The 18,854-nt window shown below is 64.6% G+C and carries 19 protein-coding genes; 3 read left to right on the forward strand and 16 right to left on the reverse strand.

The window, feature by feature from the left end; translation table 11 throughout:
- The first annotated feature begins 111 nt into the window (after positions 1 to 111).
- Positions 112 to 657: a hypothetical protein gene (locus AC3WS4_RS22360; protein ID WP_492740468.1), complete on the forward strand. Its 546-nt coding sequence runs from the start codon at positions 112 to 114 to the stop codon at positions 655 to 657.
- A gap of 13 nt (positions 658 to 670) precedes the next feature.
- Here the strand turns inward: AC3WS4_RS22360 and AC3WS4_RS22365 are convergent, their stop codons facing one another.
- Positions 671 to 1,456, reverse strand: a complete 786-nt coding sequence (locus tag AC3WS4_RS22365) for a hypothetical protein (protein ID WP_492740469.1) — start codon at positions 1,454 to 1,456, stop codon at positions 671 to 673.
- Positions 1,453 to 1,725 carry a hypothetical protein gene (locus AC3WS4_RS22370; RefSeq protein WP_492740470.1) on the reverse strand — a complete coding sequence of 91 codons (273 nt, stop codon included), beginning with the start codon at positions 1,723 to 1,725 and terminating at the stop codon, positions 1,453 to 1,455. Before AC3WS4_RS22370 ends, AC3WS4_RS22365 begins: the two co-directional genes overlap by 4 nt.
- 182 nt (positions 1,726 to 1,907) lie before the next feature.
- Here AC3WS4_RS22370 and AC3WS4_RS22375 point away from each other — a divergent pair, with 182 nt between their 5' ends.
- Together AC3WS4_RS22375 and AC3WS4_RS22380 are read left to right on the forward strand one after the other, a co-directional pair.
- The gene (locus tag AC3WS4_RS22375; protein WP_492740471.1) at positions 1,908 to 3,626 is read left to right on the forward strand and encodes an ATP-dependent nuclease; all 1,719 of its coding nucleotides are present in this window, start codon (positions 1,908 to 1,910) and stop codon (positions 3,624 to 3,626) included.
- The gene (locus AC3WS4_RS22380; RefSeq protein ID WP_492740472.1) at positions 3,619 to 5,034 is read left to right on the forward strand and encodes a UvrD-helicase domain-containing protein; all 1,416 of its coding nucleotides are present in this window, start codon (positions 3,619 to 3,621) and stop codon (positions 5,032 to 5,034) included. Before AC3WS4_RS22375 ends, AC3WS4_RS22380 begins: the two co-directional genes overlap by 8 nt.
- 24 nt (positions 5,035 to 5,058) lie before the next feature.
- On the opposite strand, the gene AC3WS4_RS22385 is transcribed toward AC3WS4_RS22380, so the two are convergent.
- The 14 genes from AC3WS4_RS22385 to AC3WS4_RS22450 all read right to left on the reverse strand — a co-directional run bounded on the left by AC3WS4_RS22385 (position 5,059) and on the right by AC3WS4_RS22450 (position 18,821).
- Positions 5,059 to 5,910: a GIY-YIG nuclease family protein gene (locus AC3WS4_RS22385; protein ID WP_492740473.1), complete on the reverse strand. Its 852-nt coding sequence runs from the start codon at positions 5,908 to 5,910 to the stop codon at positions 5,059 to 5,061.
- Positions 5,911 to 5,918: 8 nt separating this feature from the next.
- The gene (locus AC3WS4_RS22390; protein WP_492740474.1) at positions 5,919 to 6,407 is read right to left on the reverse strand and encodes a hypothetical protein; all 489 of its coding nucleotides are present in this window, start codon (positions 6,405 to 6,407) and stop codon (positions 5,919 to 5,921) included.
- Between the two features lie 182 nt (positions 6,408 to 6,589).
- Complete coding sequence (locus tag AC3WS4_RS22395; protein WP_492740475.1) at positions 6,590 to 7,435, reverse strand: hypothetical protein; 846 nt, start codon at positions 7,433 to 7,435, stop codon at positions 6,590 to 6,592.
- A gap of 124 nt (positions 7,436 to 7,559) precedes the next feature.
- A complete protein-coding gene (locus tag AC3WS4_RS22400; protein ID WP_492740476.1) occupies positions 7,560 to 9,185 on the reverse strand; it encodes an ATP-binding protein in 1,626 nt (541 codons plus the stop codon).
- A gap of 157 nt (positions 9,186 to 9,342) precedes the next feature.
- Positions 9,343 to 10,275, reverse strand: a complete 933-nt coding sequence (locus tag AC3WS4_RS22405) for a hypothetical protein (protein WP_492740477.1) — start codon at positions 10,273 to 10,275, stop codon at positions 9,343 to 9,345.
- A complete protein-coding gene (locus AC3WS4_RS22410; RefSeq protein WP_492742987.1) occupies positions 10,275 to 10,511 on the reverse strand; it encodes a hypothetical protein in 237 nt (78 codons plus the stop codon). Before AC3WS4_RS22410 ends, AC3WS4_RS22405 begins: the two co-directional genes overlap by 1 nt.
- Positions 10,501 to 10,797 (reverse strand): sigma factor-like helix-turn-helix DNA-binding protein, encoded by a 297-nt coding sequence (locus AC3WS4_RS22415; protein WP_492740479.1) that lies wholly within the window; start codon positions 10,795 to 10,797, stop codon positions 10,501 to 10,503. Before AC3WS4_RS22415 ends, AC3WS4_RS22410 begins: the two co-directional genes overlap by 11 nt.
- Before the next feature lie 73 nt (positions 10,798 to 10,870).
- Positions 10,871 to 11,158 carry a DUF5983 family protein gene (locus AC3WS4_RS22420; protein ID WP_492740480.1) on the reverse strand — a complete coding sequence of 96 codons (288 nt, stop codon included), beginning with the start codon at positions 11,156 to 11,158 and terminating at the stop codon, positions 10,871 to 10,873.
- An 18-nt stretch (positions 11,159 to 11,176) separates the two neighbouring features.
- A complete protein-coding gene (locus AC3WS4_RS22425) occupies positions 11,177 to 11,368 on the reverse strand; it encodes a hypothetical protein (protein ID WP_492740481.1) in 192 nt (63 codons plus the stop codon).
- Complete coding sequence (locus tag AC3WS4_RS22430; RefSeq protein ID WP_492740482.1) at positions 11,365 to 11,943, reverse strand: hypothetical protein; 579 nt, start codon at positions 11,941 to 11,943, stop codon at positions 11,365 to 11,367. The genes AC3WS4_RS22425 and AC3WS4_RS22430 overlap by 4 nt, the downstream gene beginning before the upstream one ends.
- Before the next feature lie 75 nt (positions 11,944 to 12,018).
- Entirely contained in the window at positions 12,019 to 12,213 is a 195-nt protein-coding gene (locus AC3WS4_RS22435) for a hypothetical protein (RefSeq protein WP_492740483.1), read from the reverse strand.
- Positions 12,214 to 12,276: 63 nt separating this feature from the next.
- Positions 12,277 to 13,467, reverse strand: coding sequence for a DUF932 domain-containing protein (locus tag AC3WS4_RS22440; RefSeq protein ID WP_492740484.1), 1,191 nt, complete (start codon positions 13,465 to 13,467; stop codon positions 12,277 to 12,279).
- Positions 13,468 to 13,653: 186 nt separating this feature from the next.
- On the reverse strand, positions 13,654 to 14,358 hold the full coding sequence (locus AC3WS4_RS22445; protein WP_492740485.1) for a hypothetical protein: 705 nt from the start codon (positions 14,356 to 14,358) through the stop codon (positions 13,654 to 13,656).
- A 134-nt stretch (positions 14,359 to 14,492) separates the two neighbouring features.
- Positions 14,493 to 18,821, reverse strand: a complete 4,329-nt coding sequence (locus AC3WS4_RS22450; protein ID WP_492740486.1) for a strawberry notch-like NTP hydrolase domain-containing protein — start codon at positions 18,819 to 18,821, stop codon at positions 14,493 to 14,495.
- Positions 18,822 to 18,854: the final 33 nt, after the last annotated feature.

Genomic DNA, 18,854 nt, shown 5'->3' on the forward strand with positions numbered 1-18,854 from the left:
GAAGCGAGGCGGCCATGCTCTTCCAGCGACGGCCATAGCCCAGCCGTTCGCCGAACAGGAGCTGACAACGATCATGGAAAGCATTCATTTGCCACCCCCATTATGAGACAATTGAGACACTATCGCCCCAATCGTCTCATCGCAAGCAATTTTGTTTTCGGAGAATGTTTTGGCTCCGCGGCGCGACGCCGCCGCAATTGGACTGCTAGTCGGCATGGCCGAGCAACGGGTAGCGACGACGTTACGGTTGACCGTTTCGGGCGCCTCGATGCGATCACCAACAATGCAGGCACCGGATCAGTCTCGCGCTTCGACATGGTGCGCGTCGAGGATTGGACGTCAATTTGCGCGGCGCGCTCTACGGCTTTGCCGCGCATGCTCGCGACTGATTTCGTGGATCCGATCACCGATCAGGCGGTTAAGGACGCCACGGGGAAGCGCATGACTGATACCGGCTCCCGCCCGACGCTATTGCGTGGCATCCTCTACGCGCTTGAACAGCCTCCGATGTCGGCAGCATCGCCATTCGTCCGACCGTGCAGGACTGAATGCGGACGCACGCCCGTGCTGCGATCGGGGATGATTGAAAGCTGCCGAAATCGAGCCTGTTCAAAACGTATCGAGGTGCAGCTGTGGGAGGCGAATATGTCGAGCTGATCGAGAGCGCTATTTATGGATATCCGCGTAATTCATTCCGGTGATGGACGGGAACACCCATCCGGTCGAGCGCGGCATAAGTGAAGACGAGATTGATACCCCTGCCCTCACGCGGCTCCGTAAGGCCGAGCAGCGCGAAAAAGGCGTCACGCAGATCAAGACGACGACTCTTGCCAACGGCATCGCGGCCGAAGCGCATGACGCAGCCGGCCAGGAGGTCCGCGGCTTGCAAGCAGGCGTCCTCTGCGCTGGCCGCAAAGCGAAGTTCGGCCGCCCCGGATACATCATAATCAGCAAAGGGCAGACGCACGATGTACCCCTGTCCAGCGAGCGCGTCCATCTGCGCCTTGGTGTCAGCGAGCACGCGGCTATATTGGAGCTGCTCGTCATGGACGAGGTGGATGCCATCGAGGCCATCGGGCCGCGAGAGATTAATGCGCCCATAGATATGAGCAAGCGAGGTCAAGTTCGGGAGCATCCAGACCAAGCGGTCGGTCTCCGTCCGGTCCGGCAATGGCAGGAAATCATCGACGCTGGCGCCCGACATATTGGCGCGGTCGCGGGCCTCCATGGTGAGCAACTGGCCCATGCGGGCGACATCGTCATCGGATGCGTCGAACCATTCCCAAAGATCATTGAGAAGAGTCCGGATCGCCAGGATCGACGGTTCGCGGCACGCGGCGAGATAGCCGAGCAGGACGGCATCGGCCGGTTCGTCGGTTAGCAGTTCGGCGACCGCGTTGCGGACAGGCTCGGGCACGCGGTCCAGGCCGAGGCCGCTGCAAAGCAGATAAGTCACGACATGCGTGGCAATGAAGAAGCGCTTGTCGACCAGTTCGATATTTGCCGCTGAGGTCTCGCAGCGAGCAATAATCTGGCGGCCCTCGACAGCGTGAAGTCCGCACGATGGGCGTTGACGAACTTGTCCCAATCGGCATCGGCCCGGCCCCCGACCGCTGTGTTTTTCAGGAATCGCTTTTCCTTCAGGACGAATTCGAAGCGCGAGAACCAGTAGAAGAAGTCGAAGGCAAGGTCGCGCAGCTCCTGGTCGATTTGATCACGGCGCATTCTGTATCGGCTCCACGAAAAGAATATTCTGGCTAAGCCGACATCGACCCGGCGTATCTATCGATGGCAGCGGTGGATTGATAATCGGTTCCGCCCTCAGTCAATTTTGCTCCCCTTTGACTATCGGCAGGCCGTGACAGACGCTAGTCCTCTCCATAGAAGTTCAGGGGGCGACGAGAAAAATGGCGCGGATTCGCAAGGTTGAGATCAGAAATTTCCGTTCGATCGCCGGGCTGGACTGGTTCCCGCTTCCCGGCATCAACTGCCTGATCGGCCCAGGCGATAGCGGCAAATCGACGATCCTCGATGCCATCGATTTTTGTCTGGGAGCGCGGCGGACGCTCACCTTCTGCGACGATGATTTTCACCGGCTCCAGCTCAATCAGCCGATCCGGATCACGGTGACGCTGGGCGAGCTCGACAGCCATCTCCGCTCGATGGAGGCCTATGGCCTGTACCTCCGCGGGTATAGTTTCGAGAGCGGTGCGATCGAGCCTGAACCGGGCACAGGCCTCGATACCGTGCTCACCATCGAACTGACCGTCGGCGACGATCTGGAGCCGCAATGGCAGCTGGTCTCCGAGCGCGCTGCGGCCCTTGGACAGTCGCGCAATCTGAGCTGGGCCGACCAGGTCCGCCTCGCGCCGACAAGGCTCGGGCAATCGGGCGAGCATAATCTGAGCTGGCGACGCGGTTCGATCCTCAACAAGGTCTCGGACGAGCGGGCAAGCGCTGCCTCGGCAATCGCGCAGGCGGCGCGCGACGCGCGCCTAGCGTTCGGTGACAAGGCAAAGGATCAGCTCGCCGAGGCTCTGGCAGCGGTCCAGGCAACGGCCGGACGGCTGGGTGTCCCGATCGGCGGACAGGCCCAGGCCCTGCTCGACGCGCACGGCGTGAACGTCACCGGCGGCACGATTTCGCTTCATGGCGGCGATGGGGTTCCGCTGCGCGGGCTTGGCCTCGGATCGGTTCGCCTGCTCGTTGCCGGGCTGCAGCGGCATGTCGCGGGCGACGCGCCGATGATCCTTATCGACGAACTCGAACATGGCCTCGAGCCGCACCGGATCATTCGCTTGCTGACCGAGCTTGGCGCCAAGGAGGCGGTGCCTCCGCTCCAGGCCTTCGTGACCAGCCATTCGCCGGTCGCCGTGCGCGAACTGTCCGTTCAGCAATTGCATGTCATGCGCCCCGGGCCGCTCGGCCATTCGGTCACCTGGATGGGGCGTATGGATGATGTCCAGGGGACCGTCCGGGCGTTCCCGGACGCTCTCCTCGCCCGCTCGGTTCTCGTCTGTGAGGGCGCAAGCGAAGTCGGGTTCATCCGGGGGCTCGATCTCTATCGTCAAACAGAAGGTCATCCGTCGCTGACCGCACTCGGCGTCGCGCTTGTCGATGGCGGCGGCGACACGAGCTTCGCGCGCGCGATCGCTTTCCAGCAGATGGGCTACAGGATTGCGGTGCTGCGCGACAGCGACGTCGCGGTGCATGGCGATCTTGAGACGACATTCCTCCAGCGAGGCGGTCAGGTCTTCAAATGGACGGATGGCCGCGCGCTGGAGGACGAGCTTTTTATGTGTCTCTCGGTCGGGGGCGCCAAGCGGCTCGTCGAGCGCGCGGTCGAGCTTAAGGAAGAGAGCATTGTCGCCGAGCATATCCGGTCGGTCTCGCAGAACACCTATCAGCTCGACGCGCTGCTGAACCTCGCCGCCTTCGGCAGCCTCGATGACCCCGCGCGGGCGATGCTCGGCCGCGCGTCGCGGACGCGCAGAGGCTGGTTCAAGAGCGTCAGCGCGATGGAGGCGGTCGCGCTCGAGATCGTCGCGCCCGATTTGGCTCAAACCACCGGCGGGCTACTTCGCCCGACGGTCGATGCGATCTTCGGCTGGTTCGGCCATGTCTGACGGCCTGCCCGATCTGCTCGCGATCGCGCGCGGCGCGATCGTGGCGCCCGCCGGATGCGGCAAAACCGAGCTTTTGAGCCGGACACTCGCACGGCATGAGGCTCGCACGCCGATTCTGCTGCTCACTCATACCAATGCCGGCGTCGCGGCGCTCCGCAGCCGGCTCGACCGTGCCGGCGTGCTACCGCGGCACTACCGGCTCGCGACCATCGACGGATGGGCCATGCGGCTGATCAGCACCTTCCCGCTGCGCTCGGGCCATGATCCGACCATTCTCGAAGGGCGGACGCCAGGCTATGTGGCGATCCGCCGCGCGGCCGCGCAGCTTCTCGCCTCGGGGCATATCTCCGATGTCGTTCAGGCGAGCTATGCCCGTCTGCTGGTCGACGAATATCAGGATTGTTCGAGCCTCCAGCATCAGCTGGTCACGACCCTCTCCACGCTGCTGCCGACGGCTGTAGTGGGTGATCCGATGCAGGCGATCTTCGGGTTCGATCGCAATGATCCGCTCGCCGACTGGGACCACCAGGTTCTTGGCCATTTTGGCCTTGCCGGTGCGCTTGGCGATCCGTGGCGATGGCGAAACGCGGGTACCGAGAGCTTCGGGCGCTGGCTCCTTCAGGTCCGGGGCGAGCTTCATGCGGGACGGAAGGTGGATCTGCGGCAAGCGGTCCCCGAGGTGCGCTGGGTCCAGCTCGACGGAAGTCAGAATGATCACCCCAAGCAGCTCGGCGCGTGCCAGAGCCGCTCGCCGGTGAGCGATGGCTCGGTCCTCATCATCGGGGATTCGCGCAATCCTGGCAGCCAGCAACGCTTCGCCAGCCAGACCCCCGGAGCGGTCACGGTCGAGGCGGTCGACCTGCGCGATCTGGTATCCTTTGCCGAGGCCTTCGACCTCGCAAGCGCTCAAGCGACCGGCCAGATTCTCGAGTTCGCGCAGAAACTCATGACCAATGTGGGCGCGAGCGCCTTGATCCAGCGCCTCGACACGCTGCGGCGCGGGCAGGCGCGCAAGGAGGCGAATGAGATCGAGGCCGCAGCCCTTGCCTTCGAGGGCGACAGATGCCACCGGCGGGTGGCGGATCTTCTGGTCGAACTCAACAAGCAGACGGGCGCACGCGTGTTCCGGCCCGCGGTCTTCCGCGCCTGCATGCAGGCGTTGCAGCGCTGCGAGCGGGACGGCACGGCCTTTGTCGACACGGCTATTGCGATGCGCGAGGAATATCGGTTCGTCGGACGCTCGCTGCCCCGCCGGGCGGTCGGCAGCACATTGCTGTTGAAAGGTCTCGAAGCCGATGTCGCGGTGGTGCTCGGCGCAGACGAGCTCGACGCGCGGCATCTCTATGTCGCAATGACCCGCGGTTCCCGGCAGCTTGTGATCTGCTCGCAGTCGCCCGTGCTCGGCTGACACCCTGGGGCAACCTCGGATCGGTCAATTTTGGTTGAGCCCGATGGAGCGGCTGAGCAGCTTGGCCTTCCACTGTGCCTCCATGGCCAGGATATCGGCGTCCGATGCCGAAGAGCCGGCGACCTCGAGCACGCTCACAATATAGTCGGAAGGGTCGCGGATGCGCAGGGCGACATTGCCGCCGTGCCCCGACGCGACATAGTCGCGCCAGCGCGCGAGGAAGCCGCCGACCGAGCAGGCGGACCCGACATAATGTTCACGGGTACGCGGACAGGCGAGAAGATAGACGCCGCGGCTGGCGCTGAGCACTTCTTTCCAGCCCGGCGGCATGGTCTCGATTTCCGAGAGCGGACGGATGAGGTTGGTGAACCCGGGAAAGGGTTCCTCGCGGAAAGCGCGCAGCAGCTCGACGATCGGCTTGTCCTTGAGGTCCGCGCGCTGTTTCCAGGCCCGGCGGCTGCTCGCGCTGTCGCCCCAATGGATCGTCAGTCGGCCGATATAGTCGCCCAATTCCGGCACGAGCCTGCAATCATATTGGTCATATTCGGCCCAGCCCTTGTCCTCGCCAATTCGCTTGCCGGTGAACGGATCCATCGCGCCGGCGGGCACGGTTCCATCGAGGGAAACGGCATAGAGTCCAACAAACAGGGTGCCGCCGTCGGGCGGCGCCACGAAGCTTGCCCAGTAACGGCCCCGAAAATGGCTTCGCTGATTGCAGTCCTGGGTGCTCTGATACCGTTCGAAGGCGGCGGGATCGTCGCGCCAGAGCGAATAAGGCGTCCGGCCGCGAACCTTCTCGGTCTGGTGGCGGAGGAGGCGCACCTCGGCCGGGTCGATGCCTTCGGAGCGCAGCAGCATGTTGAAGGTGAGCGGCATGGCGATCGCTAGTCGGCTAGGATGGGATCGACGGTCGGCAGCGTGCAGCGCATCAGCCCCGCCTTGTCGAAATAGGCGAGAAATGTTTCGCGCGGCCTCGGCAGGCCGTCAACGAAACGCGCGGGTTCACAGCGCCAGCGATCCTTGGCTGCTGGACGGATCGCCTGCCGGGGCATCCAGGCGATATGGCGCGGGGCCGGATCCTCGAGGCCGGCAAAGAGCGGGATCGCGAGGATCATGTCGTCATGAAAGGTCGTGATGGGCCCCACATAACCGTATCGGGCCTTGTCGGTTTTTCCCTCGGTCGGATATTTGCCTTTCACCTGGACCGGCCGAACGATCGTTCCCTCGGTGGCGGCATAGGTCGCGATCATGTCGAATCCCTGGTCGCGATGCGGAAAGTAGATATTCCATCCGGCATCGGCCATCAGGCCTGCGACATACATTTCGGCGAAATAGTCGCGGGATCTCCAGATGGATTGTTCCTCTTCGATCATCGGTCGATTGCCCCCCGCTGCCCTGCACTAGCTTCCGATGGACTATGAATGTTTGCTTTTGCAAAAGCGAGTTATCGTCTTGTCGACATCCGAGGCAGGATGCGCGACAGGCATCGGATTACGATCGAAGCGGCAAGCTGGGTAAGCGGCGGACAGACCGCCATATGCCGCGTGGCCGCGCCTTATTCGGCGAGGTTGGTGAGGCGGACGATATAATGAGCGTGGCCGGGGCCTGCCGCGCCAAGATGCTCATGGCACATGGCGATGATATGTTCCCAGATTGTCGCCGGCATGTCGCTATCGCTGCCCTCGCCAGTGAGAGCGGGGTCGACCAGAACGATGACGTCGGACCATTCATCAACCGCGCCGCCCGCGCACCAGGTGAATTTAGGCGTGCCATTGGCGAGCCAGGCGCGAAAAGCCGGATCGGCGAATATCTCGGGCCGATTGAGCACGAGACCGCGGCAGAGCAGCGTGTCCATGAGGTTTCCTTCAACCTTCCCGCGGCTCCAGGGACTCTCGGACGCCGCCAACTCGACCTCGAAAGGCCCGCTCCAGTCGCGAATCCATTTCGGGGCGTTCCCCTCGAAACGCATGGCATCGCGTTCCTCATCCCACTCGGACCAGTCGCTCTCCAGCGGGAAGCGTCCGAGCACGAGCGTGAGCGGGACCTCCCAGGTCGCGGGATTCTCGCTGTCGACCGTGACGGCATAATCCCTGATCCAGGCCTGGGGTATGAAGCGAAGAGTGACCATTTCGGTGGGGTCAGCCGGCAGCGCCAATGTCTCCTCGGGCAAGTCCCGCCGAGAAGCGACCGCATCAAGGACCTCCTCGACATTGGCGATCGCCATTTCGAGCCTGCGGATCGCTTCGTCGCGGTTGTCGCAGCCTTCGCTCGACGCAAGTTCGATCATCAGGAAGGCGAAAAGCGTGTCGCCCACGCTGCGTGCTTCGCCGATACTTGCCGTGCCGGCGAAGTCGCCATTGGCATAAACCTCGGCGCAGATGCGCTGAAACGGGTTTAACATCGTCTATCTCCTGCAAGGATTGAGCGAGACCCAGGCGTTGCCGGAGACCAGCCAGCAAGCGGCAGGCCGTAGTTCCGGCGGCAGCGCGGTCAGAAGTTGGCTAGGGGTGTAAGGGGAGCCCCGCTCAGGCCTGTTGTTCTGGCGCCGACACGATGCTCACGTCGATATCGCGGCCAGTGATCGTCGCGGTCAGGGATTTTCCGGCGGGAACCAGCCAGGCGATTTCCGCAGCGAGCGCGCACGCGATCTGATCGCGGAGGGCTGCATCCCCGCCGAGCAACAAATTGGTTGCCACGAAACGCGCATCCTGTCGAAATCGGTCGCGCTGTGTTTCGCAGCTGTCGCAGTCGCGATCATCGCTCGGGCTGAAGAGACAGGCCTCAAGTATGTCGGTGAGGCGGCCGGGTTCGACGGATGCCGTCTCGTCGATGAAGATCGATGCATCGTCGATGCCGAAGCAATCGACCGAGCGGACGAGTATATCGAGGGGCTTGCAGCAGAGGCGCTCGCGCGCGTCCGGCACGCTCGGCGTGGCGATCGTCGCTTCCAGCCGAAGGTCCGACACCATCCCGGTGTCGATGCTCGGCTCGACAGCTACGCCGTCCACGCAGACATCAACCCCGCTCCGCTGGAAATGGAAGCGAAGCGCAACCACGCGCGGCAGGGCGTCGTACCAGGCGTAGCCCTGGAAAGCCTGCTCCTCGCAGACGGCGCGCCCACCGAGCGTTTTCCGGTCCGTCAGCGCAGGTGCCGCGCTCTGCTCGATATCGGGTTCATGATGGGGCACAATAATCATGGGCTCGCCGCGCACGATCGCATCGATCGGCCTGCCGACGCGATAGTCGGCCAAGCTGGGCGACCAGCCATCGAGCCAGCGCGCAGCTTCGGGCAGGGGCACGCCGAGTTTCCTTGCCGCTGCCCAATGCTTGAAAGCGAGCCGGTGTTCGGGCTGGAGCGCGATTGCCCGGTAGATGGCGCGGGTACAGGCGATGTCGAGGTCCGCAAGCGCCTTGTTCGCCACGAACTCCTTCCGCGCGGGCAGCACAAGTTGGAGATCAGGCGCATCGAGGATGTCGATGCGGACGGTCCAACAACTTCCCTTGGCGATCTCGGCGACGTGGGGCATCGATCGCGCGACCGTCAGTCCATGAAAATTGACCCGGCGATCGCCGAAGTGAGGCGAGCCGCGGTCCTTGAAGATGCCGATCCGGCAGCCGTTCCATTTCTCGACATGGACAGCCTCGGCGAGGAAATCGGATTGCGCGAGCATGACCTCGTTGAACGCGACCGGCAGCGGATAATAGAGTGCCGCACGGGCGGACGCTGCGCCGATCCCGTCATTCCAGGTCTCCGGCATGTCGATGGTGATTTCGGTGCCATGGTCGATCCCCGCAGGTTCGACGCTGATGGCCATACCGTTTTCCCAGGCCCCCGATGGAACAACGATACGCCAGCCGCCCGTCTCCTGCGTGAAGGAGCGGATCTGGACGCGCTTGCCCGCAAGGCTGAACACGCCCATCCCGGCTGGATCCTCGCGGTGGCGCGTCGCCTCGTCCCAGTCGGATTGGCCAAGGGTGAGCAAAGCCGAGGGGTCGCCGATCCCGCGCCCGTCATCGCGGACCCGGAGCACGCGCTGGCCATCGGTCATTTGCGCCGTTTCGATTTCGACGCGAGTAGCGCCTGCACGCCGCGCATTTTGCAGCAGTTCGCCCAGAACGTCATCGACCGTTCCGTTGAACAGCCGCGTCACCTTGGTGAGCGCGTCCTGACTGACTTGGGCGCAGATCGTCGAGGGAAGGGTCATGAGCGGTCTCCGAAAAGCAGCAACATTGCCGCGCCCATCCCCTCCCCCTTTCCCTCCCGACGACCGAGCCGAACGGGAAATAGCCGCAGAGGCTCATTCCAGTTCAAGCCGCCTCGCCGAAATCGCCGGCGTGGAAACGGGAGAGCCAGTCGTGCATCGTCGGTCGCTCCACAAGATCGACGCGGGCGGCGGCGTCCTGGAAGGAGACGAGGTTGGCAGGCGCCGCGGCCGTGATCCGATCGATGATATCGGGCGCGAGCAGCCCTTCGTCGCGGATGAACTGCGTCATCGACCCCGGGCGCGGTTCGGAACCGCGACAACCCTTCACGGGCTTGCGCCAGAGCCCGTCCACATTTCTGAGGCGAGGATGCGCGCGCGCTTCGACGAGGATGACCAGCCGCAGATAATCGGCCGGCAAGGAGCGCACCTCGTCGGGCTTCATGGCGGCGCAGAAGAAACAGGAGGATTTGACCGGCACCGGCAGCCCCTCGAGCCGAATGCGCGCGATGCAGTCGGCGCGCGTCCATCCCCATTCGCGCAAGGGGTAGCGGAACGCGAAGCGCGGATCGTCATAACCCTCGCGATCGGCGTAGCGCCGCGTATCGGCCGGTGAGCAATCGTAACCGATGAGCTTCGTGACCCGCTCGCCCCGCGCCCAGGCGGCGCGCGCCGGCGGCCAGCTCTCCGCCCAGCGGTCCTGCGGGGCGATTTTCCATTTGACCGAGCAGCTGTGGCGCCCGAAGCTGATCGAGGGGAGCGTCCCGTTGGTGAGCAGATTTTCGAGCAGCGAATGATAAGGGGGCCAGTGACGGAAGCGCTGCGGCTCATAGCGCACGACATGATTTTCGACGCCATGTTCGTCCATCCAGGTGCGGAACAGCGGCACGAAGCGATCGGTTTCAGGGCGCTCGCTTCCGGTGTCCGCCATCAGCACGGCATCGGGCGGCTCGCCGCGTGCGACGAGCTCGACGATCATCGCCGTCGAGTCGACGCCGGCGCCCCAGGCGGCGAGGACCGGTGCGCGACGCCGCGCCATCAGAAAATCCACGCGAGAATCCGCCCGGACGTGTCGGGCGGGGTTGAGGTCACATGGACCGGCTGGATCGGGTCGTCGGTGCGCACGACATATTGGCGGCAGCCGGTCGTGTGGCGAAGCCTAGTCGCCAGGACATAGGCATGCTCGAACGAGGCGAGCCGGGCGCGCAGGGGAGACAGGGTCTGCATGGCGAAATCCAGTTGCGGGCGCGGCGCGAACGGGCGCTCAATCGCCATCGAGCGCCGTGGCGATCGCGAGCAGGGCGGCCGCGAGAAGGGCTTCGACCTCGGCGGTGGGCAGATCCAACCGGTCGGCGATATCGGCGATGGTGTGATCGTGAACGCGGTGCATCGTGAAAACGGCGCGCTGATCCTCGGGGAGCGCGGCGACCGCCGCACGATAGCGTCGCTTCAGGTCCGTCTCGCGGTCATGCGCCGAAGGTTCGCCGGCGAAGGCCGCCCGGTAGGCACGTGCGGTGCGGTGGATGAAGGCGGTAATCGCCTTGAACGGGTGTCGGAGCATGGAGACCTCGTGGGTTGGAAAGATGCATCGCTGCCGATGCGCTCTTCCCCGCCCCCTCCGCTCCGCCGTGCCGCTACCAGGGAAAGGTCGGCAAGCTAGGCTCGGTGGGGCCGTCGCAATCGAGGAGAACATAGTCGCAGCCATGCGCGCGGCCGAGCGCCAGGATCGCGGGTATCTCCTTGGGCAGATGTCGCGCGGCTTGCCCGGTGTCAACGCGGGTCGGAAGGAACCAGCCATATTGGGTCGGCGCCACGCCGAGCGGCTGGCGCGCGGGAGAGAGATCGGCCCAGTTATTGAAAAGCTCTGCGGTCGCGCAGCGTATATGCGCAGTGCTCAGTACCAGAAAGAGTCCGGTTTCCATGGCATTGATCTCCGAGGTTCAGAGGTTGCGGAGGGCCGCGGCGAAGTCGCGCAGTAGGATCGTCATTTCGGCGCGCAGATGATTGCGGTTCAAAACGATCCGTTCGGGGACGAGGCTGCGCCCGCATGGCATCGTGAAACCCGTCGCCGGAAGACCTCCGCGCGCAAGCCAGGCCGCCGGGTCCGCCGGGTCGAACGCCTGCTCGGTCATGGGGCGGGCCGGTCGAACGCCCTCCACGCAGCTTTGGCATCGGACACGGACATGTCCCGGAAATTGTTCAGGCAGAATTGCACGAAATCGAAATCATCGGCGAGATCGGGCTTGTCGAGCACCACGGCCAGGTCGCGCGTGAAGCGCTCCAGCGGCGTGACATGATCGGCGGGAACCCAGCGGGCGAGATCGTCGCTCTCCGCGCTGCAGATATCGCAGGTCGTGCAATCATAGATGCCCGAGATCGACCAGTCCTGTGCGTTGACATCCCAGCGTACCGCGGCGTCGCGCAAGAGCTGGTCAGAGCCGCAATGGGCGCAGACCGGCTTCTCGCGCGCACCTGCGGGTGGCGGCTCGGGATCGCCCGGATCGAGCGGGGCGATCGTCATCGCGTAGGAGAGATCGGGGATGCGACCGTTGAAATAAGGGCTCGCCTCGGCGGCGGCCGCGGCGGCCGTCTCGATATCGCCGCCAAGGGGCTGCTCGACCTGGAGCGTATCAACCGCGAAGGACTCGCCGCCGCTGAAATATTCGACGCGCACCTCATAGGTGTGACGGGCGGATGTGGTGACCATGATGGAATTCCTCGAAAAACGAAAAAGCCCGGCGCTGGGCCGGGCCTTGATGGGGTTCATGGAGAGGCGGGCGCGCTAATCCTGGAGCCCGCCGCCAGCGATGTCGGTGATCCAGGATGCGGCTTCGTCGAAGTCGGCGTCGCCCTCCTCGACCAGTTTCGCGAGCGCGAGCGCGCCCGTCCGGCCAAGCTGGCCAAGCCGCTGGATGGCGGCGAGCAGGATCGGCGCGAGCGTGTCGGCGTCGGCCGTGTCGAGGTTCGATAAGGACATAAAATTCTCCTTGGATTGTGATGAAATTGTGCCTCACCGATGGGACGGCGGAGCGGGCGGCCATCAATTGGCGCGTTGCAGCAGGCTCCTGGCCTTGGTTTCGAGTTCAAGGCGGTTGTCTTGGTGCGACCTGGTCCGGGCGACCGCGGTGATGCCGTTCACGAAATCATAGAGCGAGGCCGGCGGATGCCCTTCCTCGTCGAGCACACTCGCGATGATCCGCTGCGTATCCGATTTCGAGAAACCGCGATTGCGCAGGAAGGTGGCGCGATCCTCGTCGTTGCGCGCGACGATCCGCTCGCGTGCCGTCTTGATGCCGTCGATGAACCGGGCGGGCGAGGAGTCGGCGAATTGGGCCAGGGCCGGCTCGGCTTGATGCGCGAAGCGATTGGCGGCGAATTTGGAGTGGCGGATGTTGATCTCCTGGAAATTCTCGACGCCCCAGAGATTTCGGTTCATGCAGACTGCGCGAAGGTAGAAGGTCGCGATTCCCAGCGTCTTGGAGCCGACTTCCGAGTTCCAGCAGTAAAAGCCCCGGAAGAAGAGGTCCGGGTCGCCATTTGGGAGTTTGCCCGCCTCGATCGGGTGGGTGTCGTCGACGAGGAACAGGAAGACGTCGCGATCGGAGGCATAGAGTGTCGTCGTATCGCGCGAGACGTCGACATAGGGGTTATAATGCATCGTCGTCCAGTCGAGAACGCCGGGCACTTTCCACCGGGTGTCGCCCGTTCCATTACCCGCGAGGCGCATGACGGCCGCCACGAGCTCATGGTCCCAGATGCGGCCATAATCGGGGCCCGTAACAGCGCGTAGTTCGGTCCGGCCATCGCTGGTTTCAAGAAGCTTCACCTGCTCGCCGCGATGATCGATCAGTCCGTGCTGCATGTTGATCCCGGCGAGCGCGGCCGGGAGCGTGCGCAGATAGGAGGCGGGCGCACCGACCAGACTGCAGAGCTGGCCGAAGGACCAGTTGGTCGGCGCGACGGGATCTTCGCGGCCGGGAACGACGAGCGTCAGGCGTTCGGGCTCGTCGCTGCGCGCGACCACGCGAACCGCGCGGCTCTCGACGATGCGCGTCGTGGCAGCCCCTGCGCGGGCCCGCACGCGCCCATAGAGGTCGGGAAGCGATAGGAAGCGCTCGTCCTCGGGCCGCGAGAACCATTCTGACGAGACACGGCCGATGTTGCGGCCGCGGCTGATATCAACCTTATAGGGTGCCTGCGCAGGGCGCGTGGCGGGAGCCATCATATTCATGGAAGGGGTCTCCTGGATTGGGGACTTGGAACAGCACCGCGCTGCCCCGCCCCTGCACACTCCCCTCTCCTCTCCCCAACATGGAGCCCGTTCAGATGCCGTCAGCGGCCCGGCGATTGTCGCCGCCGCGATGGATGTCGGCTGACCTTGGGCGATCCAGCGCCCGGTAATGCCCCGAGCTGGTCCTCAGGCGGCTACGGCGAGCAGCCATTCGTAAAGGAGGTGGGCATCGGGCTCATATTCCGAGCCAATCGCGATACGCACGCGTATCCCTTCGCAGGCGAAATCAGCGGCGCGCGGGAATTCCAGATAGGATGCGCCGTCGAGAATGACGTCCTTCGAGCGGACGGCGGTGATCGTGCGCGTGGTGCCAAGTGCACGATGCCCTTTGGGCGCGGCGACGAGCTTGAGTTGCTGGTCAATTTTCAGCGATTTTCGAAAGTGCGCGAGCGTCACCAGCGGCTCGACGGGATTTTGCGCGCCGCGACGGCGCGCGAGTGCGGACCAATAGGCGCGGCCGATCCGCACGTCGGCAAAGAATGAACAGTTGTGGAAGTCCTGGTAGAAATTGGAACGCGTGAAGCCGAACCGCTCCATCTGGTCGCGGACCCTGACGATCATGGTTTCCTGCGCCTCGCGGCCGGAAAGATCGTCGGGCGCGTTGAGTATCTCTGCGGTCACCTTGCGTCCGCCCGCATATTTCTCGGTAGTGACCGCGATGTTCATATCGGGAAAATGCGCGGCTAGATGCACGCGGATGCGATCGGCGAGCTCAGGCAATGGCTCAGCCTGCCGGTAAAAGTCGCCCTGATAGTGGAAATTACCGCGCTCATCATGGCTTGCCTGGCTGTAGAGCTGCGGCGCGAAAGTTGATGCTTGGGTGTCGGACATGGTGAACCTCGTCGTTGGACTGCGACCCGCAAAGGCCTGCCCCACGCCTCCCCCTTTCCTTCCGCTGCCAAGAAGACGTGGTTCGATCGGCTCTTGTTGATGAAGATCGTGGCTCCGGATGGCACCGGGCTCCGTCAGGCAGCGGCCCGCAGCTCTTCGTTGCCAGCGATGGCCGCAACGATCGCTTCGGCCTCTTTCGGCGGGACGAATATCCGCGTCTTGTAGGCGATGATCTCGGTAAAGCAGCCCAAAGCCTTGAGCCGGGCGCGGGCATCGGGCGGGAAGCTCACGATCTCAAGCCGTGGTTCGTCATTGACCATGGAGCGGCGAAGACGTGCCGGTTCGAGCCCGGGGATCGCGGCCCCTTCGGACGAGCGGGCCGCGCTGACGATTTCCGCCGGCGTGAGGCTGATCGCCATGCTGATCCCAAAGGCGGCCGCCAGGCGTTCGAAGCCGGCAGGCGAGACGATCCGCCCGAGGATTGCACTGCCGCTGGTGTCGGCGATGCGCCACACCCGGACATCATCGTCGGGCAGCTTGTTCCACACCGGCAGCAATAGGCCCGTCGCGACATTGATGTTGCTGGTCTCGATTTCGTGCGCCGCCGCGTCGCATTCCGCCTCCCAGAGGCGGGTAAATTCCGCCTTCCTGATGCGGCGCCACTGGCTGCCCGCGAGCTTCGCTTCGCGGATGCGATCCGAGCCGGTCGGCCGAATGAGTTCCCAAATCCGGATCGACCGGCCTTCGTCGTCGAGGATCGACCAGGACGGTACCCGGATCGCAACGCGGCCCGACCGCCCGTTGCGGAGGAACTGGATCTCGGCGCAATCCCGCCATTGCTCGAGCAGGGCTCTGAGCGCGGTGACGCGGCGGCGGCGCCTCAGTTCGATCCGGCAGAGCTTGGTTTCGGCGCCGGTTACGGGATCGCAGCGCAGCAATTGTTCGTCGACGACGCGCATCTCGTCGGCAAGGATCGTCTCGACGCCGACATCGAGCGTGCCGGCTTCGCGCGCGACCTGGATGCGGGCCTGGATGAGCCCGAAATATTCCTCGAAGATCGCATTCTGCGTGGCGATGCGCAGCGCGAGCAGGCGGTTCAGCCAGCGCTGGATCGGCGGCAGCTTGTCGAGCAATTCGCCGCTGTCCTCATTGACGAGCTTGAGACCCGTCATCGCGACATATTCGGCGAGCGACGTGCTCTTGAGCTTGCCGCGATGAAGGAGCCTGTACCATTGCTGCAGCGCATCCTTGGCATAGTCGCTTTCGAGATTGTCGCTGGGGTCGAAGAGATTCTGGCCGCCGGCCTGGCGCTGGCCGCGCGTGAGCGCGCCGAGACTGTCCAGCCGGCGCGCGATCGTGCTGATGAAACGCCGTTCTCCCCAGCAATTGGTCGCGGCCGGAATGAAGATCGGCGCGCTTTGCTGGTCGGTGCGGTTGGAGCGACCGAGCCCCTGGATCGCGTTCGACGCCCGCCATCCCGGCTCGAGCAGGAAGTGGGCCCGGCGGCGGTCTGCGGTCGGGCATTTGCGGTCGGCATGATAGCTTCGCCCCGTCCCGCCCGCGTCGGAAAATATGAGAATCTGCTTCCCGCCGGCCATGAAGGCGTCGGCCTCGGCGATATTGCTGCGTGCGGTTCGCCGTTCGATCCGCTGGCGGCCGGCGATATCGGTCAACAGCCGCCGACTGCGTCCAGTGACCTCGGCCACCCGCTCGGTGCCGAAGCGGGAAATGATCGCATCAAGCGCACTCGGAATGGCCGGCATCGCGCAGAGCTGTTCGATCAGTTCATCGCGAGCGCGCAGGGCTTCCTGCGAATGGACCGGATGGCCGGCCTCATCGACAATGACCTCGGATCGGGCTTCCCCGTCCGCGCCCTTGAAGACCCGTAGCTGGCGCGTCGGAAAGGCGGTCTTCAAATATTCGATCATATCGTCGCGCGGCGTGAGCTCGATCGCAAGGTCAGCGCGCTCGTCGGCGGAGAGGCCGGAAAGGCGGCGTTCGAGCATCGCCTCGGCGGTGGTGACGAGCTGGATCACGACATGATGATCGAGGGCCAGGTGATGCTCGATCGCGTCGATGAGCGTCGGCAGCTTCATCGCGATCAGCACCTGGCCGAAGAAGCGCTGTTTGGCGCTTTCGAAGCGTGAGAGCGCTGCCCCCTTCGCCTGGGCGTTGAGCGATCGCCCCGTCATGCGGTCGACGATGTTGGTCGCTTCGAGCACATCGTCGAGCCGGCGGTGGATGATACTCCAGGCGTCGGCATAGGCGTCATAGACACGAATCTGATCATCGGTCAGAACATGTTCGAGCGGCGCATATTCGACGCCGCGGAAGGTGAGCGAGCGCGCGGTGTAGAGTCCGAGCGCCTTGAGATCACGCGCGACGATTTCCATCGCGGCGATGCCGCCGCTGGCGATCGCGGCCATGAAGGCCTCGCGGGTTTCGAAGGCGGTCCCCTGCCCCCAGAGACCGAGGCGGGTCGCGTAGCAGAGGTTAGCTGGATCGGTGGCGCCGGTCGCGGAATTATAGAGGACGCAGGCGCGCGGCAGCAGGTTCTGGAGCCGCACGCCGGCAAGCCCCTGCTCGGATCCTTTCTGCGTTCCGTGAATGGTCTCGGTGCCGGCGGCATTGGCGAGCTCGTGCGCCTCGTCGAAGGCAAGCAGCCCCTCGAAGTCGGCGCCGAGCCAGCGCAGGATTTGCTGAAGCCGCGATGACCCGTCGTCGCGCTGCGAACGAAGGGTCGCATAAGTGACGAACAGGATGCCGCTCTGCATCGGAATGTCCGATCCGAGCGGGAAGGCATCGAGCGGCTGGATATCGATCGGGAGACCGCCGAGCGCCAACCAGTCGCGGCGTGCATCCTCGATCAGCGCGGCGCTCTTCGAGATCCAGAGCGCCTTGCGGTGGCCCCGGCACCAGCGGTCGAGAATGCAGGCCGCGAGCTGTTGGCCCTTGCCGACGCCGGTGCCGTCACCGATCATATAGCCCATGCGATAGATTTGGCCGTCTGCTTCCGGACGCAGCGTGGTTCCCGCCGCGTCCGGCGCGTGACGGCCTGGAAGATCGCGCTCGAAGGCCTGGCCCGCATAGATCACGGTCTCGCGCTGTGCGTCGGAGAGCGCCGCGACCGCCGATGCGGGAAGAAGCGGCCGGTAATGCGGCACCGGCGGCAGGATCGAGGACATCGCTACCGATTCGACCAATTGGTCGGGATGCGGATTGGGAGCAGGAAAGGCGATGCGCGTGAGCCGCCAGGGGACATAGATACCAATCGGATCCTCCGCGGCCGGGACCCGGTCGAGTATCTCATAGGCAAGCGGCTGCGGTGTGGCGTCGATGGTGACGGGAACCGGTGGGGCCGCGAGACGCCGAACATCGGCGAGGCCACCCAGAAGCGGCCGCGACCGGACGGGCGCGGGGGATGATGCGATCAACGCGCCCGCAGGTCCGGGGTCGGGTTCAGGAGGATTGACGGGAAGGCGTGGCGGCAAGCCGGAGAGAATCGTGAGTGCTTCGGCGAAGTTCCCGGCGGGGTGCCGCTCGGTGGCGCCGGTCCAGCCCTTGTCGAAAATGCAGAGGCGGATGGTGATCGACGTACCGTGCCGTGCAAATGGTCTCCCCTCCAGCATGATTTCGACACGCGGCACCGCGATCTCGCAGGCGGATTGATAGCTCCTCGCACCGGCACCCTCGGGCGCGAACGAGGGCGGCATGATAGCGACGCAGCGGCCACCCGGGACGAGCCGCAAAAGCGCGGATCGGAGGTGCCGGGCCCCGGCATGGCGATCCAGCCCGCGCCCTTCGCTTCGGCCGAAGGGAGGATTGATGAGCACGACCGTGGGTCGGCATGCGGGGTCGATCCTATCGTCGATGAATTCGGCGTCGTGCCGCGAGACGGACTGACCGAAGATGGCCGCAAGCAGGTCAGCGCGCGCCGGATCGCGCTCGTTGAGAAGGAGCGCTGCGTCGGCGCGCCGCGCATGGACCGCGAGCATACCGGTGCCTGCGGAAGGTTCGAGCACAATGTCGTCGGCGGTCATGGCAGCGGCAACACCGACCAGCCATGCGAGCGGAAGCGGCGTCGAGAATTGCTGCAGATCGACTTGCTGCTCGCTGCGATAAGTCTGGGTAGGCAGCGCCTGCGAAACATCTTCGAGCGCACGAAGTCGCGCCGGGAGGGTCGCGGAGGCGGACAGCGGGCCATCCGGGTTCAGCAGCAAGAGGATCTGGGCAACTTCGAGCGCATCATAGCCATCACGCATCGACCATGTGCCGGCAGCGTCGCTCGCACCATGGGCTTCGGTCATGAGCGACTTGATGGCCTGACGGCTGATCGCGCCCTTGGCGGCGAGGCGCGCGGCGATCGCACGGGCCACGGCGAGCAGGATCGCAGCGCGTGGATCTTCGGGATCGGCGTGCGCGGATGGATCGGACGTGAGCCCGGAACGGTCGGAAGCTTGCATGGGACTCTCCTGGTCAGGAACGGCTCCGCGTCC

This window comes from Sphingopyxis sp. EU05-FHT14B03 (assembly GCF_058790875.1).